Here is a 16624-nt window from a genome sequence, read left to right as displayed (position 1 = left end):
CTCCCAGGAGACCAGACATGACCAGCACGGCACCCCCCGCCGGGCCCGCCGCCGACACCACGGCGACGGGCGGCGGGCCCTCACAGGTCGAGCTCGCCATCGGCGGGATGACCTGTGCGTCCTGCGCCGCCCGTGTCGAGAAGAAACTCAACCGCCTCGACGGCGTCACCGCCACGGTGAACTTCGCCACCGAGAAGGCCAAGGTGTCCTACGGCGAGGGGATCGAGGTCGCCGACCTGATCGCCACCGTCGTCAAGACCGGGTACACCGCCGAGGAACCGCGCCCCGCCGTGCCCGAGCCCCGCGCCCCCGAGGGCGCCGCCGCGCCGGGGGCCGCCCCGCGCGGTGAGGCCGCACCGGACGCCCTGCGCCACCGCACGCTCGTCTCCCTCGCGCTGTCCCTGCCCGTCGTGGTGCTGGCGATGGTGCCGTCCCTCCAGTTCGACAACTGGCAGTGGCTCTCGCTCACCCTCGCCGCGCCGGTCGTCGTCTGGGGCGGCGCGCCCTTCCACAAGGCCGCCTGGGCGAACGCCCGGCACGGCGCGGCCACCATGGACACCCTCGTCTCCATCGGCACCCTGGCGGCCCTCGGCTGGTCCGCGTGGGCGCTGTTCTTCGGCGAGGCGGGCATGCCCGGGATGCGGCACGGCTTCGACCTCACCGTCTCCCGCACCGACGGATCGTCCTCGATCTATCTGGAGGCGGCGGCCGGAGTGACCGCGCTGATCCTCCTCGGCCGCCATCTGGAGGCGAAGTCCAAGCGGCGGGCGGGCGCGGCGCTGCGCGCGCTGCTGGAGCTCGGCGCCAAGGACGTGGCCGTCCTCCGGTACGAGGGGGACGGGCGCGAAGCGCTCCCGGCCGAGGACGGTGGGCGACGGGCGGCCAGGGAGGTACGGGTCCCCGTCGGCGAGCTGGTCGTCGGCGACCGCTTCGTGGTGCGCCCCGGCGAGAAGATCGCCACCGACGGCACGGTGGTCGAGGGCTCCTCCGCCGTGGACGCCTCGATGCTGACCGGAGAGTCGGTGCCGGTGGACGTGGGGGTCGGCGACGCGGTGGCGGGCGCGACCGTCAACGCGTCGGGCCGGATCGTGGTCGAGGCCACCCGGGTCGGCGCGGACACCCAGCTGTCCCGCATGGCCAAGCTGGTCGAGGACGCGCAGAACGGCAAGGCCGAGGTGCAGCGGCTCGCCGACCGGGTCTCGGGGATCTTCGTACCGATCGTGCTGCTGATCGCCGTCGGCACCCTGCTGGGCTGGCTGCTCACCACCGGCGACACGGCCGCCGCCTTCACCGCGGCCGTCGCCGTCCTGATCATCGCCTGCCCCTGCGCCCTGGGCCTGGCCACCCCGACCGCGCTCATGGTCGGCACCGGCCGCGGCGCCCAGCTGGGCATCCTGATCAAGGGGCCCGAGGTGCTGGAGTCCACGCGCCGGGTGGACACCGTCGTACTGGACAAGACCGGCACCGTGACGGCCGGGCGGATGCGGCTGCGCGGGGCCCTTACGGCGCCCGGCGTGGACGAACAGGAGCTGCTGCGGCTCGCGGGCGCCCTGGAACACGCCTCCGAGCACCCGATCGCGCGGGCCATCGCGGACGGCGCGGCCGAGCGGATCGGCGACCTCCCGGCGCCCGCCGACTTCCGCTCCGAGCCCGGCCTCGGCGTCCAGGGCACGGTGGACGGCCATGCGGTGCTGGTCGGCCGCGAGAAGCTGCTGGGCGCCCGGGCCATCGAGCTGCCCGCGGACCTGGCGGCCGCCAAGGCGGCGGCCGAGTCCGAGGGGCGCACGGCGGTCGCGGTGGCCTGGGACGGCGAGGCGCGCGGCGTCCTCCTGGTGGCCGACGCCGTCAAGGAGACCAGCGCCGAGGCGGTCGCCCAGCTACGGGCGCTCGGCCTCACCCCGATCCTGCTGACCGGCGACAACCGGCTGGTCGCCGAGGCGGTGGCCCGCGAGGTCGGCATCGACGACGTCATCGCCGAGGTGCTGCCGCAGGACAAGGTGGACGTCGTGAAGCGGCTGCAGAGCGAGGGCCGTACGGTCGCCATGGTGGGCGACGGGATCAACGACGCGGCCGCCCTCGCCACCGCCGACCTCGGGCTCGCGATGGGCACGGGCACGGACGCGGCCATCGAGTCCGGGGACCTGACCCTGGTCCGGGGCGATCTGCGGGTGGCGGCGGACGCGATCCGGCTGGCGCGCCGCACCCTCGGCACCATCAAGGGCAACCTCTTCTGGGCCTTCGGCTACAACGTCGCCGCGCTGCCGCTCGCGGCGGCCGGACTGCTGAACCCGATGATCGCGGGAGCCGCCATGGCGTTCTCGTCCGTATTCGTGGTGACGAACAGTCTGCGACTGCGGACCTTCACAGCATCCACATAGATTCACCAAGTCCCCATAAGCCGCACAACACCCATACGACAGAGCCTCGATCTTCAAATCGAGGCTCTTGCCCTTTTATGGCCCTTATGGCAAGAGACGCAGATCACATGCAACCCAACGTAACTATTGAGGGGGGTCGCGAGTCTAATGGGATGGTGGGGATACGTCTTGGGGGACGCATCCCGCAACGCGTAGCCGGGACGACGTACTCGGGGAGCTTTGAGCGGCCCTTCCGTAGGTACGCGTCCCGGCAGATCGCGCCACCACACGGCCCACAAGGGCCCGTAGACGCCCGGCCGGATCCCGTGGGGGGAATCCGCTCCGGGGCAAGGGAAGCGCCCCGCTCCGACCCGTGGGGGGATCGGCAGCGGGGCGCTTCTGGTTTTCTTGAGACTCGGTTCGCCTCCGGCCGGAAGACCCCAGGGGCCGGCCGCACGAAGGTGCCCGGCCAGCTCATACGAGTGCCCCCGACCAACCAGGACGGGGGCACCGGGAGACTCAGTGGTGCTCTAGCGCTGCTCGACCGGGACGAAGTCGCGCTCCACCACACCCGTGTAAATCTGGCGGGGGCGGCCGATGCGGGAGCCCGGCTCTTTGATCATCTCGTGCCACTGGGCGATCCAGCCCGGCAGCCGGCCGAGCGCGAACAGCACGGTGAACATCTCCGTCGGGAAGCCCATCGCCCGGTAGATCAGACCGGTGTAGAAGTCCACGTTCGGGTAGAGCTTGCGCTCCACGAAGTAGTCGTCCGCGAGCGCGTGCTCCTCCAGCTTGAGCGCGATGTCAAGCAGCTCGTCGGACTTGCCGAGCGCGGAAAGGACATCGTGCGCCGCCGACTTGATGATCTTCGCCCGGGGGTCGAAGTTCTTGTAGACGCGGTGCCCGAAGCCCATGAGCTTCACGCCGTCTTCCTTGTTCTTCACCTTGCGGATGAAGGTGTCGACATCGCTGCCCGAAGCCTGGATGCCCTCGAGCATCTCCAGCACGGACTGGTTGGCGCCGCCGTGCAGGGGGCCCCACAGGGCGTTGATGCCCGCCGAGATGGAGGCGAACATATTGGCCTGCGAGGAGCCGACCAGCCGCACCGTGGAGGTCGAACAGTTCTGCTCGTGGTCGGCGTGCAGAATCAGCAGCTTGTCGAGCGCGGAGACCACGATCGGGTCGAGCTCGTACTCCTGCGCGGGGACCGAGAAGGTCATCCGGAGGAAGTTCTCGACATAGCCGAGGTCATTGCGCGGATAGACAAAGGGGTGGCCGACCGACTTCTTGTACGCGTAGGCGGCGATGGTCGGCAGCTTGGCCAGCAGCCGGATCGTCGAGAGGTTGCGCTGCTTCTCGTCGAACGGGTTGTGGCTGTCCTGGTAGAAGGTCGACAGCGCGCTGACCACGGAGGACAGCATCGCCATCGGATGGGCGTCACGCGGGAATCCGTCGTAGAACCGCTTGACGTCCTCGTGCAGCAGCGTGTGGCGGGTGACGTCCTCACGGAAGGCCGCCAGTTCATCGACGGTCGGCAGCTCCCCGTTGATCAGCAGGAAGGCCGTCTCCAGGAAGGAGGCGCGCTCCGCCAGCTGCTCGATGGGGTAGCCGCGGTAACGCAGGATGCCCTGCTCACCGTCCAGATAGGTGATCGCGGATTTGTACGCGGCGGTGTTGCCGTAACCGGAGTCCAGGGTCACCAGACCGGTCTGGGCGCGCAGCTTCCCGATGTCGAAGCCCTTGTCGCCGACGGTGCTGTCGACCAACGGGTAGGTGTACTCGCCGTCCCCGTACCGCAGTACTACAGAGTTGTCGCTCACGTCATCCCTCACCGACGTCTGGTTCTCTTCTTCGAGGTGCCCTGACTTCCCCCACCTTCCCCTACTCGGGTAGCGAACGTGCACTCGGGGTCGGCCGAAGAGCCTTTTGGCGGCACTCAGTGCCGCCTTCCACGGCCATCCTGCCCCGTTCGTCATCGTTCGGAAACCCATCGGACACGCTCGACTGTCACATCGCCGCCGAGTCGGTGATCCAGCGCGGTACAGCGCCTGCCCGCCGAGACGGTGCGCACCGCCTGCCCCAGCGCGCGGCGCGAGCCGACCAGCACCACAAGGCGCTTGGCGCGGGTCACGGCCGTGTACAGGAGGTTGCGCTGCAGCATCATCCAGGCCCCAGTGGTCACCGGGATCACGACGGCCGGGTACTCACTGCCCTGTGACCGGTGGATGGTCACCGCATAGGCATGAGCCAGCTCGTCCAGCTCGTCGAAGTCGTACGGCACCTCCTCGTCCTCGTCCGTCCGCACGGTCAGCCGCTGCTCATCGGTGTCGAGTGAGGTGACGACGCCAACCGTGCCGTTGAAGACCCCATTGGCCCCTTTCTCATAATTGTTACGGATCTGGGTCACCTTGTCGCCGACCCGGAAGACCCGGCCGCCGAAGCGGCGCTCCGGGAGGTCCGGGCGGGCCGGGGTGATGGCCTGCTGAAGCAGTCCGTTGAGCGTGCCCGCGCCCGCCGGGCCGCGGTGCATCGGGGCCAGAACCTGCACGTCACGGCGGGGGTCAAGGCCGAACTTCGCGGGGATGCGGCGGGCCGCGACATCGACCGTGAGCCGCCCGGCCTCCTCGGTGTCGTCCTCGACGAAGAGGAAGAAGTCAGACAGGCCCTGGGTGACCGGCGGCACCCCCTCGTTGATCCGGTGGGCGTTGGTGACCACTCCGGACTGCTGGGCCTGGCGGAAGATCCGGGTCAGCCGGACCGCGGGGACGGGGCTGCCGGGGGCCAGCAGATCGCGCAGCACCTCCCCCGCGCCCACGCTGGGCAGCTGGTCCACATCGCCGACGAAGAGCAGATGGGCACCGGGCGGGACGGCCTTGACCAGCTTGTTGGCCAGCAGCAGATCGAGCATGGACGCCTCGTCGACCACCACCAGGTCCGCGTCGAGCGGGCGGTCCCTGTCGTACGCCGCGTCCCCGCCGGGCTTGAGCTCCAGCAGCCGGTGGACGGTGGACGCCTCGGCGCCGGTCAGCTCGGACAGCCGCTTGGCGGCCCGGCCGGTGGGCGCCGCGAGCACCACCTTGGCCTTCTTGGCGCGGGCCAGCTCCACCACGGACCGCACGGTGAAGGACTTGCCGCAGCCGGGGCCGCCGGTGAGCACCGCGACCTTCTCGGTCAGCGCGAGCCGCACCGCCTGGCTCTGCTCGGACGCCAGGTCGGCGCCGGTGCGGCCGGCCAGCCAGCCCAGCGCCTTGTCCCAGTCCACGCCCCGGAAGGCGGGCAGCCGGTCCTCCTCGGTGCGCAGCAGCCGCAGCACCTGACCCGCGAGGGAGATCTCGGCGCGGTGGAAGGGCACCAGATAGACGGCGGAGACCGGCTCGCCGTCCTCCGGGCCCGGGACCTGCTCGCGCACCACGCCCTCGTCCTCACCCGCGAGCTCGCCCAGGCAGTCGATGACCAGGCCGGTGTCCACCTGGAGCAACTTCACCGCGTTCGCGATGAGTTGCTCCTCGGGGAGATAGCAGTGGCCCTGGTCGGCGGACTGGGACAGCGCGTACTGCAGACCGGCCTTCACCCGGTCGGGGCTGTCATGGGGGATGCCGACCGACTGGGCGATCTTGTCGGCGGTGAGGAAGCCGATGCCCCAGACGTCGGCCGCCAGCCGGTACGGCTCGTTCTTCACGACCGAGATCGAGGCGTCTCCGTACTTCTTATAGATCCGCACCGCGATGGAGGTGGAGACGCCGACCCCCTGGAGGAAGACCATCACCTCCTTGATGGCCTTCTGCTCCTCCCAGGCAGCGGCGATCATCTTCGTGCGCTTGGGGCCGAGGCCCGGGACCTCGACCAGCCGCTTGGGCTCCTGCTCGATGACGTCGAGGGTGTCGACGCCGAAGTGCTCGGTGATCCGGTCGGCGATCCGGGGGCCGATGCCCTTGATCAGCCCGGAGCCGAGATAGCGCCGGATGCCCTGGACGGTGGCGGGGAGGACGGTCTGGTAGTTCTCGACCGTGAACTGTTTGCCATATTGCGGATGGGAACCCCAACGGCCCTCCATCCGCAGCGACTCGCCCGGCTGGGCGCCCAGCAGCGAGCCGACGACGGTGAGCAGATCGCCGGAGCCACGGCCGGTGTCGACCCGCGCGACCGTATAGCCGTTCTCCTCATTGGCGTAGGTGATCCGCTCCAGGACCCCTTCCACCACCGCGAGTTTGAGCATGCCCCGACCGTACCGCCGGGAGCCGACAGGCGGTTCGGGCCTGTGGACAACGCCCGTGAGGAAGAGCACGGGTGCGGGTTCTGGGGTTCTGGGGTCCCTTGGCCCCTGTGCCCCTGGACCCTTGGGCCCCTGGGCGGACTATCACGATCCGGTTTCACCGGGGGCCAGCCTCTTGCCACCTTCCATGTAATCGATTCCAATCTCATGTAATCGATTCCACAAGGAGGTGGACGATGCCGGCCATCAAGGACGTGGCGCGGCGTGCCGGGGTCTCCGTGGCGACGGTCTCACGGGTGCTCAACGACCACCCCTCCGTCCGCGTGGACACCCGCGAACGGGTGCTCGCCGCGGTCGCCGACCTCGGCTATCGCCCCAACGCGGTGGCCCGCTCGCTGCGCACCGACCAGACCCGGGCCCTGGGGCTGGTCATCAGCGATGTGCTGAATCCCTTCTTCACCGAGCTGGCCCGCTCGGTCGAGGACGCCGCCCGCGAGCTGGACTACAGCGTGGTCATCGGCAACGCCGATGAGCGGCCCGACCTCCAGGACCACCATGTGCGTACCCTCATGGACCGCCGCATAGACGGACTGCTGGTCAGCCCCACCGACGGCGGCTCCCCCATGATGCTGGCCGCCGCCCGCGCGGGCACCCCCATGGTCTTCGTGGACCGCTGGATCGAGGGCGAGGGCCTAGACCGGGTGCCGGTGGTCCGCACCGACGGGCAGGGGGCCATCCGCGCCCTGGTGGCCCATCTGTGCGCCCTGGGCCACCGCCGGGTCGCGATCATCGCGGGCCCCGCGGCCACCACGACCGGCCGCGAACGGGTGGCCGCCTTCCGCTCCGCGCTGCGCGAGTCCGGTCTCGCGCTGTCCGCGGACCTCATCGGCCAGGGGGACTTCCAGGCCGACAGCGGCCGCCGGGTGACCGCCCGCTTCCTCGATCTGCCGCACCCCCCGGACGCCATCTTCGCCGCCGACAACCTCATGGCGCTCGGCGCGATGGACGAGATCCGCGCCCGGGGGCTGCGGGTGCCGGACGATGTGGCGCTCGCCGCGTTCGACGACATCCCCTGGTTCGTCCACACCGATCCACCGATCACCGCCATCGCCCAGCCGACCGGAGCCCTCGGCCGAGCCGCCGTGACGGCGCTGATCGACCTCGTCGAAGGGCGGCCCGCCGAGTCGGTGACCCTGTCCGCCCGTCTGGTCACCCGCCGCTCGTGCGGCGAGTCCGAAGGGAGCACACCATGAGTGCCGAGTCCGAGCGGTCCTCCCCCGGCCCCGCGGACGACGCGGGCGCGTCGGCGGCACGGAACGCGGACCCCACGCACGCGGATCCCACGCCCTCGAGCGCCCCGTCCACGGGAGCTACGTCGGCCGCCTCCACGTCCTCGGGCGCCGCGTCCGCCCCGTCCCCGCCCTCCCGGGGCAGCGCGCCGACCCCGAACTCCGGGGCCGCGGAAGGAGGCACGGGGTCCGCGCGGCCGGACGCCGAAGCCGTGAGCACGGGTGGCGCTGACGGGGCCGTGAGCACGGGTGGCGCTGACGGGGCCGGGAGCACGGGTGGCGCTGACGAGCCCGGGAGCACGGGTGGCGCTGACGAGCCCGGGAGCACGGGTGGCGCTTCCGGCACGGCCGCGGACACGGCGCCGGACTCCCGGCCTCGGCGTCCGGCCGCGGACACCGCGCCCAGCTCCCACACCCCGGCCCCGGACACCGCGCCCAGCCCCCACGGCTCGGCGCCGGACGGCGCGTCCGCGGGCGGCGCCGGGCCGGAGTTGCTGCGCATGGAGGGCGTCCGTAAGACCTTCCCCGGAGTGATCGCGCTGGACGGGGTGGACTTCGATCTGCGCCCGGGCGAAGTGCATGTCCTCCTGGGTGAGAACGGCGCGGGCAAGTCCACGCTGATCAAGATGGTCTCCGGCGCCCACCGCCCCGACGGCGGGCGGATCCTGGTCGACGGCGAGCCGGTGCGGATCAACAGCGCACAGGACGCCGAACGGCTCGGAATCGCCACCATCTACCAGGAGTTCAACCTCGTCCCTGACCTCACCGTGGCCGAGAACATCTTCCTGGGCCGTCAGCCGCGCCGCTTCGGCATGATCGACCGCAAGGCGATGGACGCGCGCGCCGCCGAGCTGCTGGCCCGCGTCGGGGTGGATGTCCCGCCCCGGACCCGGGTCGGCGACCTCGGCATCGCCCGGCTCCAGATGGTGGAGATCGCCAAGGCGCTGAGCCTGGAGGCCCGCGTCCTGATCATGGACGAGCCGACCGCCGTGCTCACCACCGAGGAGGTCGACAAGCTCTTCCGGATCGTGCGCACCCTGCGCGCGGACGGTGTGGGCGTCGTCTTCATCACCCACCACCTGGAGGAGATCGCCGCCCTGGGCGACCGGGTCACCGTGCTGCGCGACGGCCGCAGCGTCGCCCAGGTCCCGGCCAGCACCGACAGGGACGAGTTGGTGCGGCTGATGGTGGGCCGCTCCATAGAGCAGCAGTACCCGCGCGAGCGCGGGGGCGCCGGTGAGCCCCTGCTGAAGGTCCGGGGGCTCACCCGGAACGGCAGCTTCCAGGACATCGGCTTCGAGGTGCGGGCCGGGGAGGTGGTGGGCCTGGCGGGGCTGGTCGGTGCGGGCCGTACGGAGGTCGTCAGGGCGCTGTTCGGCGCCGACCCGTATGACGCAGGCTCCGTCGAGGTGCTTGGCCGCCCGCTGCCCGGCCATGACGTGGTGGCCGCCATGCGGGCCGGGATCGGCCTCGTCCCCGAGGACCGTAAGGGCCAGGGCCTGGTCCTGGACGGCTCAGTACAGGAGAACCTGGGCCTGGTCACGCTGCGCGCCGCCACCCGCGCCGGGCTGGTCGACCGGGCCGCCCAGCGGCGCTCGGCGGCCGGTGTCGCCGAGCGGCTGGCCGTCCGGATGGCCGGGCTCGACCAGCGGGTGCGCACCCTCTCCGGCGGCAACCAGCAGAAGGTCGTCATCGGCAAGTGGCTGCTCGCCGACAGCAAGGTGCTGATCCTCGACGAGCCGACCCGCGGGATCGACGTGGGCGCCAAGGTCGAGATCTACCGGCTCATCAACGAACTCACCGCGTCCGGCCACGCCGTGCTGATGATCTCCAGCGATCTGCCCGAGGTGCTGGGGATGAGCGACCGGGTCCTGGTCATGGCCCAGGGCCGGATCGCGGGCGAGCTGACCGCGCACGACGCGACCCAGGACGCCGTGATGGCCCTGGCAGTGAAGGACGTCAAGGACGCCGACGAAGGGGTCGGCGGCAAGGAAAGGGAGGGCTCCCGTGGCCACTGACACGCTTGAGCGCACGAAGCACCCCGGGGGCTCGGTGGCGCTGCGCCGCGTACTGCTCGACAACGGCGCCCTGAGCGCCCTGGTGCTGCTGGTGGCCGCCATGGCGCTGCTGTCCGGCGACTTCCTCACCACCGACAACCTCCTCAACGTCGGCGTCCAGGCGGCGGTCACCGCGATCCTCGCCTTCGGCGTCACCTTCGTCATCGTCTCCGCGGGCATCGACCTGTCGGTCGGCTCGGTGGCCGCGCTGTCCGCCACCGTGCTCGCCTGGTCCGCGACCTCACAGGGGCTGCCGGTGTGGTTCGCGGCGCTCCTGGCGCTCACCACCGGTGTCGCCTGCGGGCTGGTCAGCGGGGCGCTGGTCGCCTTCGGGAAGCTGCCGCCGTTCATCGCCACGCTCGCGATGCTGTCGATCGGCCGCGGACTGGCCCTGGTGATCTCCCAGGGCAGCCCGATAGCCGTTCCCGACTCGGTGTCAGGACTCGGCGACACCCTTGGCGGCTGGCTGCCCGTCCCGGTGATCGTGATGGTCGTGATGGGCCTGGTCACCGCGGGGGTGCTGGGCCGTACGTACCCGGGCCGGGCGATGTACGCGATCGGCGGGAACGAGGAGGCGGCCCGGCTCTCCGGGATCCGGGTGACCCGCCAGAAGCTGGTCGTCTACGCGCTCTCCGGCGGTTTCGCGGCCGTCGCGGGCATCGTGCTCGCCTCCCGGCTGTCCTCCGCACAGCCCCAGGCGGCGGTCGGCTACGAGCTCGACGCGATCGCCGCGGTGGTCATCGGCGGCGCCAGCCTGTCCGGTGGCGTCGGTAAGGCGTCCGGCACGCTCATCGGCGCGCTGATCCTCGCGGTGCTGCGCAACGGGCTCAACCTGCTGGAGGTGTCCGCCTTCTGGCAGCAGGTGGTCATTGGTGTCGTCATCGCGCTCGCGGTGCTGCTGGACACGGTGCGGCGGCGCGCCGGGGCCGGGCCGGGCGCGCCCGGGGCCGCGGCGGGCGGGCCGTCCGGTGGCGGCCGTAAGAAGGCCGTCGACGCGGGCAAGTTCGCGCTGGCCGCCGTGGTCGTCGTCGCCATCGCCTTCGGCGCCTCCGTGTGGCGCTCCGGCTCCTCCGGGGGCGCGTCCACCAAGGTCGGTCTGTCGGTCTCCACCCTCAACAACCCCTTCTTCGTACAGCTGAAGGCGGGCGCCCAGGAGGAGGCCAAGCGCGCCGGTGTCAGCCTTACGGTCACCGACGCCCAGAACGACGCCTCCCAGCAGGCCAATCAGATCCAGAACTTCACCAGCCAGAATATGAAGTCGATCATCATCAACCCGGTCGACTCCGATGCCGCGGGCCCGTCCGTGCGGGCCGCCGACAAGGCGGGCATCCCGGTGCTCGCCGCGGACCGCGGCGTCAACAAGGCGAAGACCGCGACCCTGGTGGCGTCCGACAACGTCACGGGCGGCAAGCTGGCCGCGAAGACGCTCGCCGAGCGGCTTGGGAAGAAGGGCACGATCCTGGTGCTGCAGGGCACCCCCGGCACCTCGGCCTCGCGTGAGCGCGGTAAGGGCTTCACGGAGGGCCTTAAGGCGTACCCGGACATCAAGGTCGTCGGCAAGCAGAGCGCCGACTTCGACCGGGCCAAGGGGCTGGATGTGACCACCAATCTGCTCCAGGGCCACCCGGGCGTCGACGGGATCTTCGCCGAGAACGACGAGATGGCGCTCGGCGCGGTCAAGGCGCTCGGGTCCAAGGCGGGCAAGTCCGTCGCGGTCGTCGGCTTCGACGGCACCCCCGACGGGCTCAAGGCCGTCGAGAACGGCACCCTCGCCGCGACCGTCGCCCAGCAGCCGAAGGAGTTGGGCCGGATGGTGGTGGAGAACGCCGTCAAGGCCGCCAAGGGGCAGAAGATCGACGGCACGGTGAAGGTGCCGGTGAAGGTCGTCGCCGCGAAGTGAGGAGTGAAGGGCGTTCGTCGCTGGGAAGTCGACGTGATGGTCGTCACCGCGGAGTGACAGACGAAAGGACGTGCGGATGCACGACTACGACCTGCTGGTCGTGGGGTCGGCCAATGCCGATCTGGTGATCGGTGTCGACCGCCGCCCCGGGGCCGGTGAGACGGTCCTCGGGTCCGACCTGGCGGTCCACCCGGGCGGCAAGGGTGCCAACCAGGCCGTCGCCGCCGCCCGGTTGGGGGCCCGGACGGCCCTGCTGGCCCGGGTCGGCGACGACGAGTACGGCCGACTGCTGCTCGACTCGCAGCGGTCGGCCGGGGTCGACACCGTGGGCGTGCTGGTCGGCGGCGCGCCCACCGGGGTCGCGCTGATCACGGTGGACCCCTCGGGCGACAACAGCATCGTGGTCTCCCAGGGGGCCAACGCCCGGCTGACTCCCGGCGACGTCCGGGCCGCCGCCAGCCTGCTGGCCGCGGCGCGGGTGGTCTCCGTACAGCTGGAGATCCCGCTGGAGTCGGTCGCCGAGGTGGTCCGTACGGCGGCCGCGGGCTTCGGCGACCGCCCCGGGCCGCGGGTGGTGCTCAACCCCTCGCCGACCGCACCGCTGCCCGCCGATGTGCTGGCCGCGTGTGATCCGCTGGTGGTCAACGAGCACGAGGCGCGGTTCCTGCTGAGCGACGACCCGGTGGGGTCCTCCGACGACCCCGAGGAGTGGGCCGCCGCCCTGCTCTCGCGCGGTCCGCACTCGGTCGTGGTGACCCTGGGCGGCGAGGGCGCGCTGGTCGCCGGCGGCGACCGTACGGTGCTCGTGCCCAGTCCCGCGGTGACGGCCGTGGACACCACGGGCGCCGGGGACGCCTTCACCGGCGCGCTCGCCTGGCGCCTCGGCGTCGGCGACGACCTGGTGGCGGCGGTGCGGTTCGCGGTGCGGGTGGGCGCCGCGGCGGTGACCCGGGCCGGGGCGCAGGCGTCCTTCCCCACCGCCGAGGAGGTGGCGGCCCTGTGAAGCGCTCCGGGATCCTCAACCGCCATCTGAGCGCGGGCATCGCCCTGTTGGGCCACACCGACACGGTGATGGTGTGCGACGCGGGCCTGCCGATACCGGACGGGCCGTTCGTGGTGGACCTCGCCTTCACGGCCGGGGTGCCGTCGTTCGAGCGGGTGCTCACCGGGCTGCTGGACGAGCTGGTGGTCGAACGGGCCACGGCGGCGCGGGAGGTGCGCGACCGCAACCCCGCGGCGACCGCCCTGCTCGACCGCCTCTTCCCGGCGCCCGCGCTGGACTTGGTCCCGCACGAGGAGCTGAAGACGCTGACGGCGGGGGCGCGGCTGGTGGTGCGTACGGGCGAGGCGCGGCCGTACGCGAATGTGCTGCTGCGGTGCGGGGTGCCGTTCTGAGGGTGAGGGGTTTCGAGGGGCCCGGCCGTGGTCCGGGCCCCTCGCTCTCCCCTCCCAGGGCTTCCTCTCGAATCCCCCCCGGATCCCCCCAGGAAGCCCAATGCCAGGTACGACCCGCCAAGGGCGGCAACGGTTGTACGGCGAGGGGCGAAAGATTTTTCCTCGGCGCTCGGCGAAAGATCTTCCGGGGCGGTCGGCGAAGGATTTTCCGGGGCGCGACAACCTCGGGTGGGGCCGCACGTCTGGTGGAATGAAGGCGGGTTCCGGAACGGGTCCTCGGATCCTCGGCGCACGCCTCGCCCTTCAGCGTTCGCCCAATCCTTTCGGGAGTCGTTCCGTATGCGTCACGTCCGCGCCAAGAAGCCGAACCGCCGTCTGCGCCCCTGGATCGTGGGGTCGGCCGCCGGGGTCGCCCTGATCGTGGGCGGGGGCATCGCCGCACAGGCGGCCACCTCCGACCACTCCCGCCCGGCCGAGCCGGTCCCGTCGGCGACGTCGAAGCCGGAGCCCACGAAGCCGCCCACCAGCAGGCCGGAGCCCACGAAGCCGCCGACGAGCAGGCCCGAACCCACCAGGCCCGAACCCACCAAGCCGCCGACCAGCAAGCCCGAGCCGACCCAGCCGCCCACCAGCGTCCCCGAGCCGACCAAGCCCGCGCCCACGCCGCCGCACACCGCCGCGCCGGAACCCACCAAGCCCGGCCCGACCCAGCCGCCCACCAATGTCCCCGAGCCCACCAAGCCCGCGCCCACGCCGCCGCACACCGCCGCGCCGGAACCCACCAAGCCCGGCCCGACCCAGCCGCCCACCAATGTCCCCGAGCCCACCAAGCCCGCGGCCACCAAGGCCAGCCGCTAGCCCGACCAGGGGTGGGGCGGGGCCGGATCCGGAGCCGGTCCCGCCGCACCGATGAGGTGAACGAGGACGATGCAGCTCACTCTTGTCCTGCCCTGTTGGGCCCGTGTCCGGCCCTGGTGGGCCCGGCTGCTCCGCCGTGCCCGGACGGCCGCGTCGACACCGCCGGCGGAGACGCCGCGCACCGGGCGTCGGCCACGGTCGTTCCGGGCGCTACGGCCGGTGGGCGCCCGGGGCGACGGGGAGCCCGGCCCGACCCTGGCCGATCTGTACCAGGCACGGCGGCTGGACATGATCCGGCTGGCGGTCTTCCTGGTGGACGACCTGCACACCGCCGAGGATGTCGTCCAGGACGCCTTCGCCGCCGTCTGCCGACGGCACGGCTCACGGCTGGACAGCCTCCAGGACGCCCACGCCTATCTGCACACCGCCGTGGTGAACGCCGCCCGCTCGGTGCTGCGCCGACGACGTACGGCACGCGCGTACACCCCGCCGTACCAGGGGCCGGGGGCGCCCGTGGACGAGCCGCTGCTGCTCGCCGAGGAGCACCGGCAGGTCCTGGACGCGCTGGCCGAACTCACCCCGCGCCAGCGCGAGGTGCTGGTGCTGCGCTATTGGTCCGAGTTGACCGAGGCCCAGATAGCCGAGGCGCTCGGCGTCTCCCGAGGCACCGTGAAGTCGACCGCGAGCCGTGCGCTCGTCACCCTGGAGAAGCTGTTGGAGGCGGCCCGATGAGCACTCCTTCACCACGCGTCGAGGAGCGGCTGCGCGCGGCGCTCGACGCCCGGGCGCGCCTCATCGACGCCCACGATGTGTCCCCGTACCAGCCACCCAGCGGCCCGACGTGGGGCGTGCGGCGGATCCGGCGGGTCGTGTCCGCCGTCGCGGTGACGGTGGCGGCAGCGGCGGCCGTCGCCTTCCTGCTGCTGTCCGGCAACCCGGAACGCCCCCACCCGACACCACCCGCACACGACCCCCGGACCTCTCCTCCCGCCACCTCGGCCCCGTCGACCCCCACGTCAAAACCCTCCCCAGCCTCACCCCCAGAAACCCCACCCCAAACCGGCCCCGGAACCACTCCCCCGACGCCCTGACAGCCGAACCACCCTTGGGGCGAACCCCACCGCTTTCGGTGTGCGACTGATCGGCCGTCCCCGGGGTCGGCCGGGAGTACCGTTCAGAGTGTCTACGTCAGAACGGAGCACCAGCATGCCCCATCAGACCGACATGCCGGACGGCTCACAGACCAACGGGCAGAGGCTCAAGCGTCTACGCATGCGCCGCCGTTGGGATCAGCGGAAACTCGCCGAAGCGTCCGGTTACTCTCTCTCAGCCGTGCGGAAGTTCGAACAGGGCCATCGCAGTTTGGACCGCGCCGACGTGATCCTTGCCTTCTCCAAGGCGCTGGACTGTCACCCCACCGAAATCACCGGGCAGCCGTACACACCGCCCGACTCTGACCGCGACGGCCAAGCCGCCCTCGCCTCCGTTGGCGCCGTACGCCGGGCTCTGCTCCGTCACGGGCGCCCGGCCCGGCCCACCGGCCAAGAGGCGGCGGGGGTGGACCTGAATACGCTTCGCGAACGCGTCGCCGCCGCGAACGGTCACCGGCAGGGCGCTTCCCTGACCAAGCTCGGCGATCTCCTTCCTGCTCTGCTGCGGGACCTCCAGGTCTCGGTCGACGTGTATGCCGGAGATCGGCGGCGCGAGGCGTACGATCTGCTCGCCTCCGGCTACGAGTGCGCCATGCAGTACCTCTACAAGTTGGGCCGCAGCTCAGACGCAACCCTCGCGACCGAGCGCGTGCTGTGGTCCGCCGAGCAGACCGAAGACCCACTCCGCGTCCTCTCCGCTCGTTGGTACGACGCGGGGGAATTCTTGAGTATCGGGGAGCACGATGAGGCTGGCGCCATCATCGACGGCGCACTCTCCACGCTCGGAGCGATGCGTGCTGACAGTCCGGAAAAGGTCTCGCTCACCGGGGCGTTCCATCTAAAGGCCAGCCTCAATCACGCCCGTGCGACAGACAGCGAGGCGGCCGAACGGCACTTGAAGAAGGCGCAGAAGCAAGCGGAGCTGCTGGGGCATGACCGCAACGACTACGAGTTGCAATTCGGCCCCACCAACTGCGCGATCTGGTCGGTCAGTTTGCCGGTGGAGATGGGCAGGGGGCGGGAAGCGGTTCGTCGCGCCGAGCTCGTTACTCGCGCACTGCCCGACCAGTACGCCCCGGAACGGCGTAGCCATCACTACATCGACGTGGGCCGGGCCTACTACTACAACGGGCAGCATGACGAAGCCTTCGAGGCGTTCGTCAAGGCCGAGCGGCTGGCGCCGCAGGCAACGCGCATGCACGCGGGGGTGCGGGAGACGACGCACACCATGCTGCACGCGACTCGCAGGACGACGTTGTTCGAGTTCGGGATGCGGCTCGGCGTGGTGTGACAGCCGGGTGACACACACTGTGTCACCACCCCGTCACGGGAGCCCCTACGGTCAGTTATCGACTGATCACCGATAACACCGGGGGCTCCCATGATGTACCGCAGAACATGCGC

General features: G+C 71.3%; 12 protein-coding genes. 10 read left to right on the top strand and 2 right to left on the bottom strand.

Translation table 11 applies throughout. The features are described 5' to 3' along the window. The first annotated feature begins 17 nt into the window (after window positions 1-17). Window positions 18-2378, top strand: coding sequence for a heavy metal translocating P-type ATPase (locus tag VT50_RS27340; protein ID WP_046084548.1), 2361 nt, complete (start codon window positions 18-20; stop codon window positions 2376-2378). Between the two features lie 509 nt (window positions 2379-2887). Here the strand turns inward: VT50_RS27340 and VT50_RS27335 are convergent. Beyond that, window positions 2888-4177 (bottom strand): citrate synthase, encoded by a 1290-nt coding sequence (locus tag VT50_RS27335; protein WP_046084547.1) that lies wholly within the window; start codon window positions 4175-4177, stop codon window positions 2888-2890. A gap of 152 nt (window positions 4178-4329) precedes the next feature. Next, on the bottom strand, window positions 4330-6573 hold the full coding sequence (gene recD2 / locus VT50_RS27330) for an SF1B family DNA helicase RecD2 (RefSeq protein WP_046084546.1): 2244 nt from the start codon (window positions 6571-6573) through the stop codon (window positions 4330-4332). Window positions 6574-6806: 233 nt separating this feature from the next. Between recD2 and VT50_RS27325 the strand changes: the two genes are divergently transcribed. The 9 genes from VT50_RS27325 (at window position 6807) to VT50_RS27280 (ending at window position 16511) form a co-directional block, all read left to right on the top strand. Next, window positions 6807-7823: a LacI family DNA-binding transcriptional regulator gene (locus tag VT50_RS27325; RefSeq protein WP_046084545.1), complete on the top strand. Its 1017-nt coding sequence runs from the start codon at window positions 6807-6809 to the stop codon at window positions 7821-7823. Between the two features lie 536 nt (window positions 7824-8359). After that, window positions 8360-9877, top strand: a complete 1518-nt coding sequence (locus VT50_RS27315) for a sugar ABC transporter ATP-binding protein (RefSeq protein ID WP_046084543.1) — start codon at window positions 8360-8362, stop codon at window positions 9875-9877. Further along, window positions 9867-11816: an ABC transporter permease/substrate-binding protein gene (locus VT50_RS27310; RefSeq protein ID WP_046084542.1), complete on the top strand. Its 1950-nt coding sequence runs from the start codon at window positions 9867-9869 to the stop codon at window positions 11814-11816. The genes VT50_RS27315 and VT50_RS27310 overlap by 11 nt, the downstream gene beginning before the upstream one ends. A 76-nt stretch (window positions 11817-11892) precedes the next feature. Continuing rightward, window positions 11893-12819 (top strand): ribokinase, encoded by a 927-nt coding sequence (gene rbsK, locus VT50_RS27305; RefSeq protein ID WP_046084541.1) that lies wholly within the window; start codon window positions 11893-11895, stop codon window positions 12817-12819. Continuing rightward, on the top strand, window positions 12816-13211 hold the full coding sequence (gene rbsD, locus VT50_RS27300; protein ID WP_046084540.1) for a D-ribose pyranase: 396 nt from the start codon (window positions 12816-12818) through the stop codon (window positions 13209-13211). Before rbsK ends, rbsD begins: the two co-directional genes overlap by 4 nt. A 339-nt stretch (window positions 13212-13550) precedes the next feature. Beyond that, window positions 13551-14069, top strand: a complete 519-nt coding sequence (locus VT50_RS27295; protein ID WP_046084539.1) for a hypothetical protein — start codon at window positions 13551-13553, stop codon at window positions 14067-14069. A 69-nt stretch (window positions 14070-14138) separates the two neighbouring features. After that, window positions 14139-14801 carry a sigma-70 family RNA polymerase sigma factor gene (locus VT50_RS27290; protein ID WP_046084538.1) on the top strand — a complete coding sequence of 221 codons (663 nt, stop codon included), beginning with the start codon at window positions 14139-14141 and terminating at the stop codon, window positions 14799-14801. Continuing rightward, window positions 14798-15160 (top strand): hypothetical protein, encoded by a 363-nt coding sequence (locus VT50_RS27285; RefSeq protein WP_075200262.1) that lies wholly within the window; start codon window positions 14798-14800, stop codon window positions 15158-15160. Before VT50_RS27290 ends, VT50_RS27285 begins: the two co-directional genes overlap by 4 nt. Window positions 15161-15275: 115 nt before the next feature. Then, complete coding sequence (locus VT50_RS27280; protein ID WP_046084537.1) at window positions 15276-16511, top strand: helix-turn-helix domain-containing protein; 1236 nt, start codon at window positions 15276-15278, stop codon at window positions 16509-16511. Window positions 16512-16624: the final 113 nt, after the last annotated feature.

It is taken from the genome of Streptomyces antioxidans (assembly GCF_000968685.2).
In the GTDB taxonomy this organism is placed as follows: domain Bacteria; phylum Actinomycetota; class Actinomycetes; order Streptomycetales; family Streptomycetaceae; genus Streptomyces; species Streptomyces antioxidans.
The sequence above is the reverse complement of the archived record's forward strand: the minus strand, read 5'-3'. Positions and strand labels throughout refer to the sequence as shown.

What these genes read in the sequence shown, in the direction of transcription:
- VT50_RS27340 (WP_046084548.1), top strand. Translation starts at nt 18, where the DNA reads ATGACCAGCACGGCACCCCCCGCCGGGCCCGCCGCCGACACCACGGCG.
- recD2 (WP_046084546.1), bottom strand. Translation starts at nt 6,573, where the DNA reads ATGCTCAAACTCGCGGTGGTGGAAGGGGTCCTGGAGCGGATCACCTAC.
- VT50_RS27325 (WP_046084545.1), top strand. Translation starts at nt 6,807, where the DNA reads ATGCCGGCCATCAAGGACGTGGCGCGGCGTGCCGGGGTCTCCGTGGCG.
- VT50_RS27315 (WP_046084543.1), top strand. Translation starts at nt 8,360, where the DNA reads ATGGAGGGCGTCCGTAAGACCTTCCCCGGAGTGATCGCGCTGGACGGG.
- rbsK (WP_046084541.1), top strand. Translation starts at nt 11,893, where the DNA reads ATGCACGACTACGACCTGCTGGTCGTGGGGTCGGCCAATGCCGATCTG.
- VT50_RS27295 (WP_046084539.1), top strand. Translation starts at nt 13,551, where the DNA reads ATGCGTCACGTCCGCGCCAAGAAGCCGAACCGCCGTCTGCGCCCCTGG.
- VT50_RS27290 (WP_046084538.1), top strand. Translation starts at nt 14,139, where the DNA reads ATGCAGCTCACTCTTGTCCTGCCCTGTTGGGCCCGTGTCCGGCCCTGG.
- VT50_RS27285 (WP_075200262.1), top strand. Translation starts at nt 14,798, where the DNA reads ATGAGCACTCCTTCACCACGCGTCGAGGAGCGGCTGCGCGCGGCGCTC.
- VT50_RS27280 (WP_046084537.1), top strand. Translation starts at nt 15,276, where the DNA reads ATGCCCCATCAGACCGACATGCCGGACGGCTCACAGACCAACGGGCAG.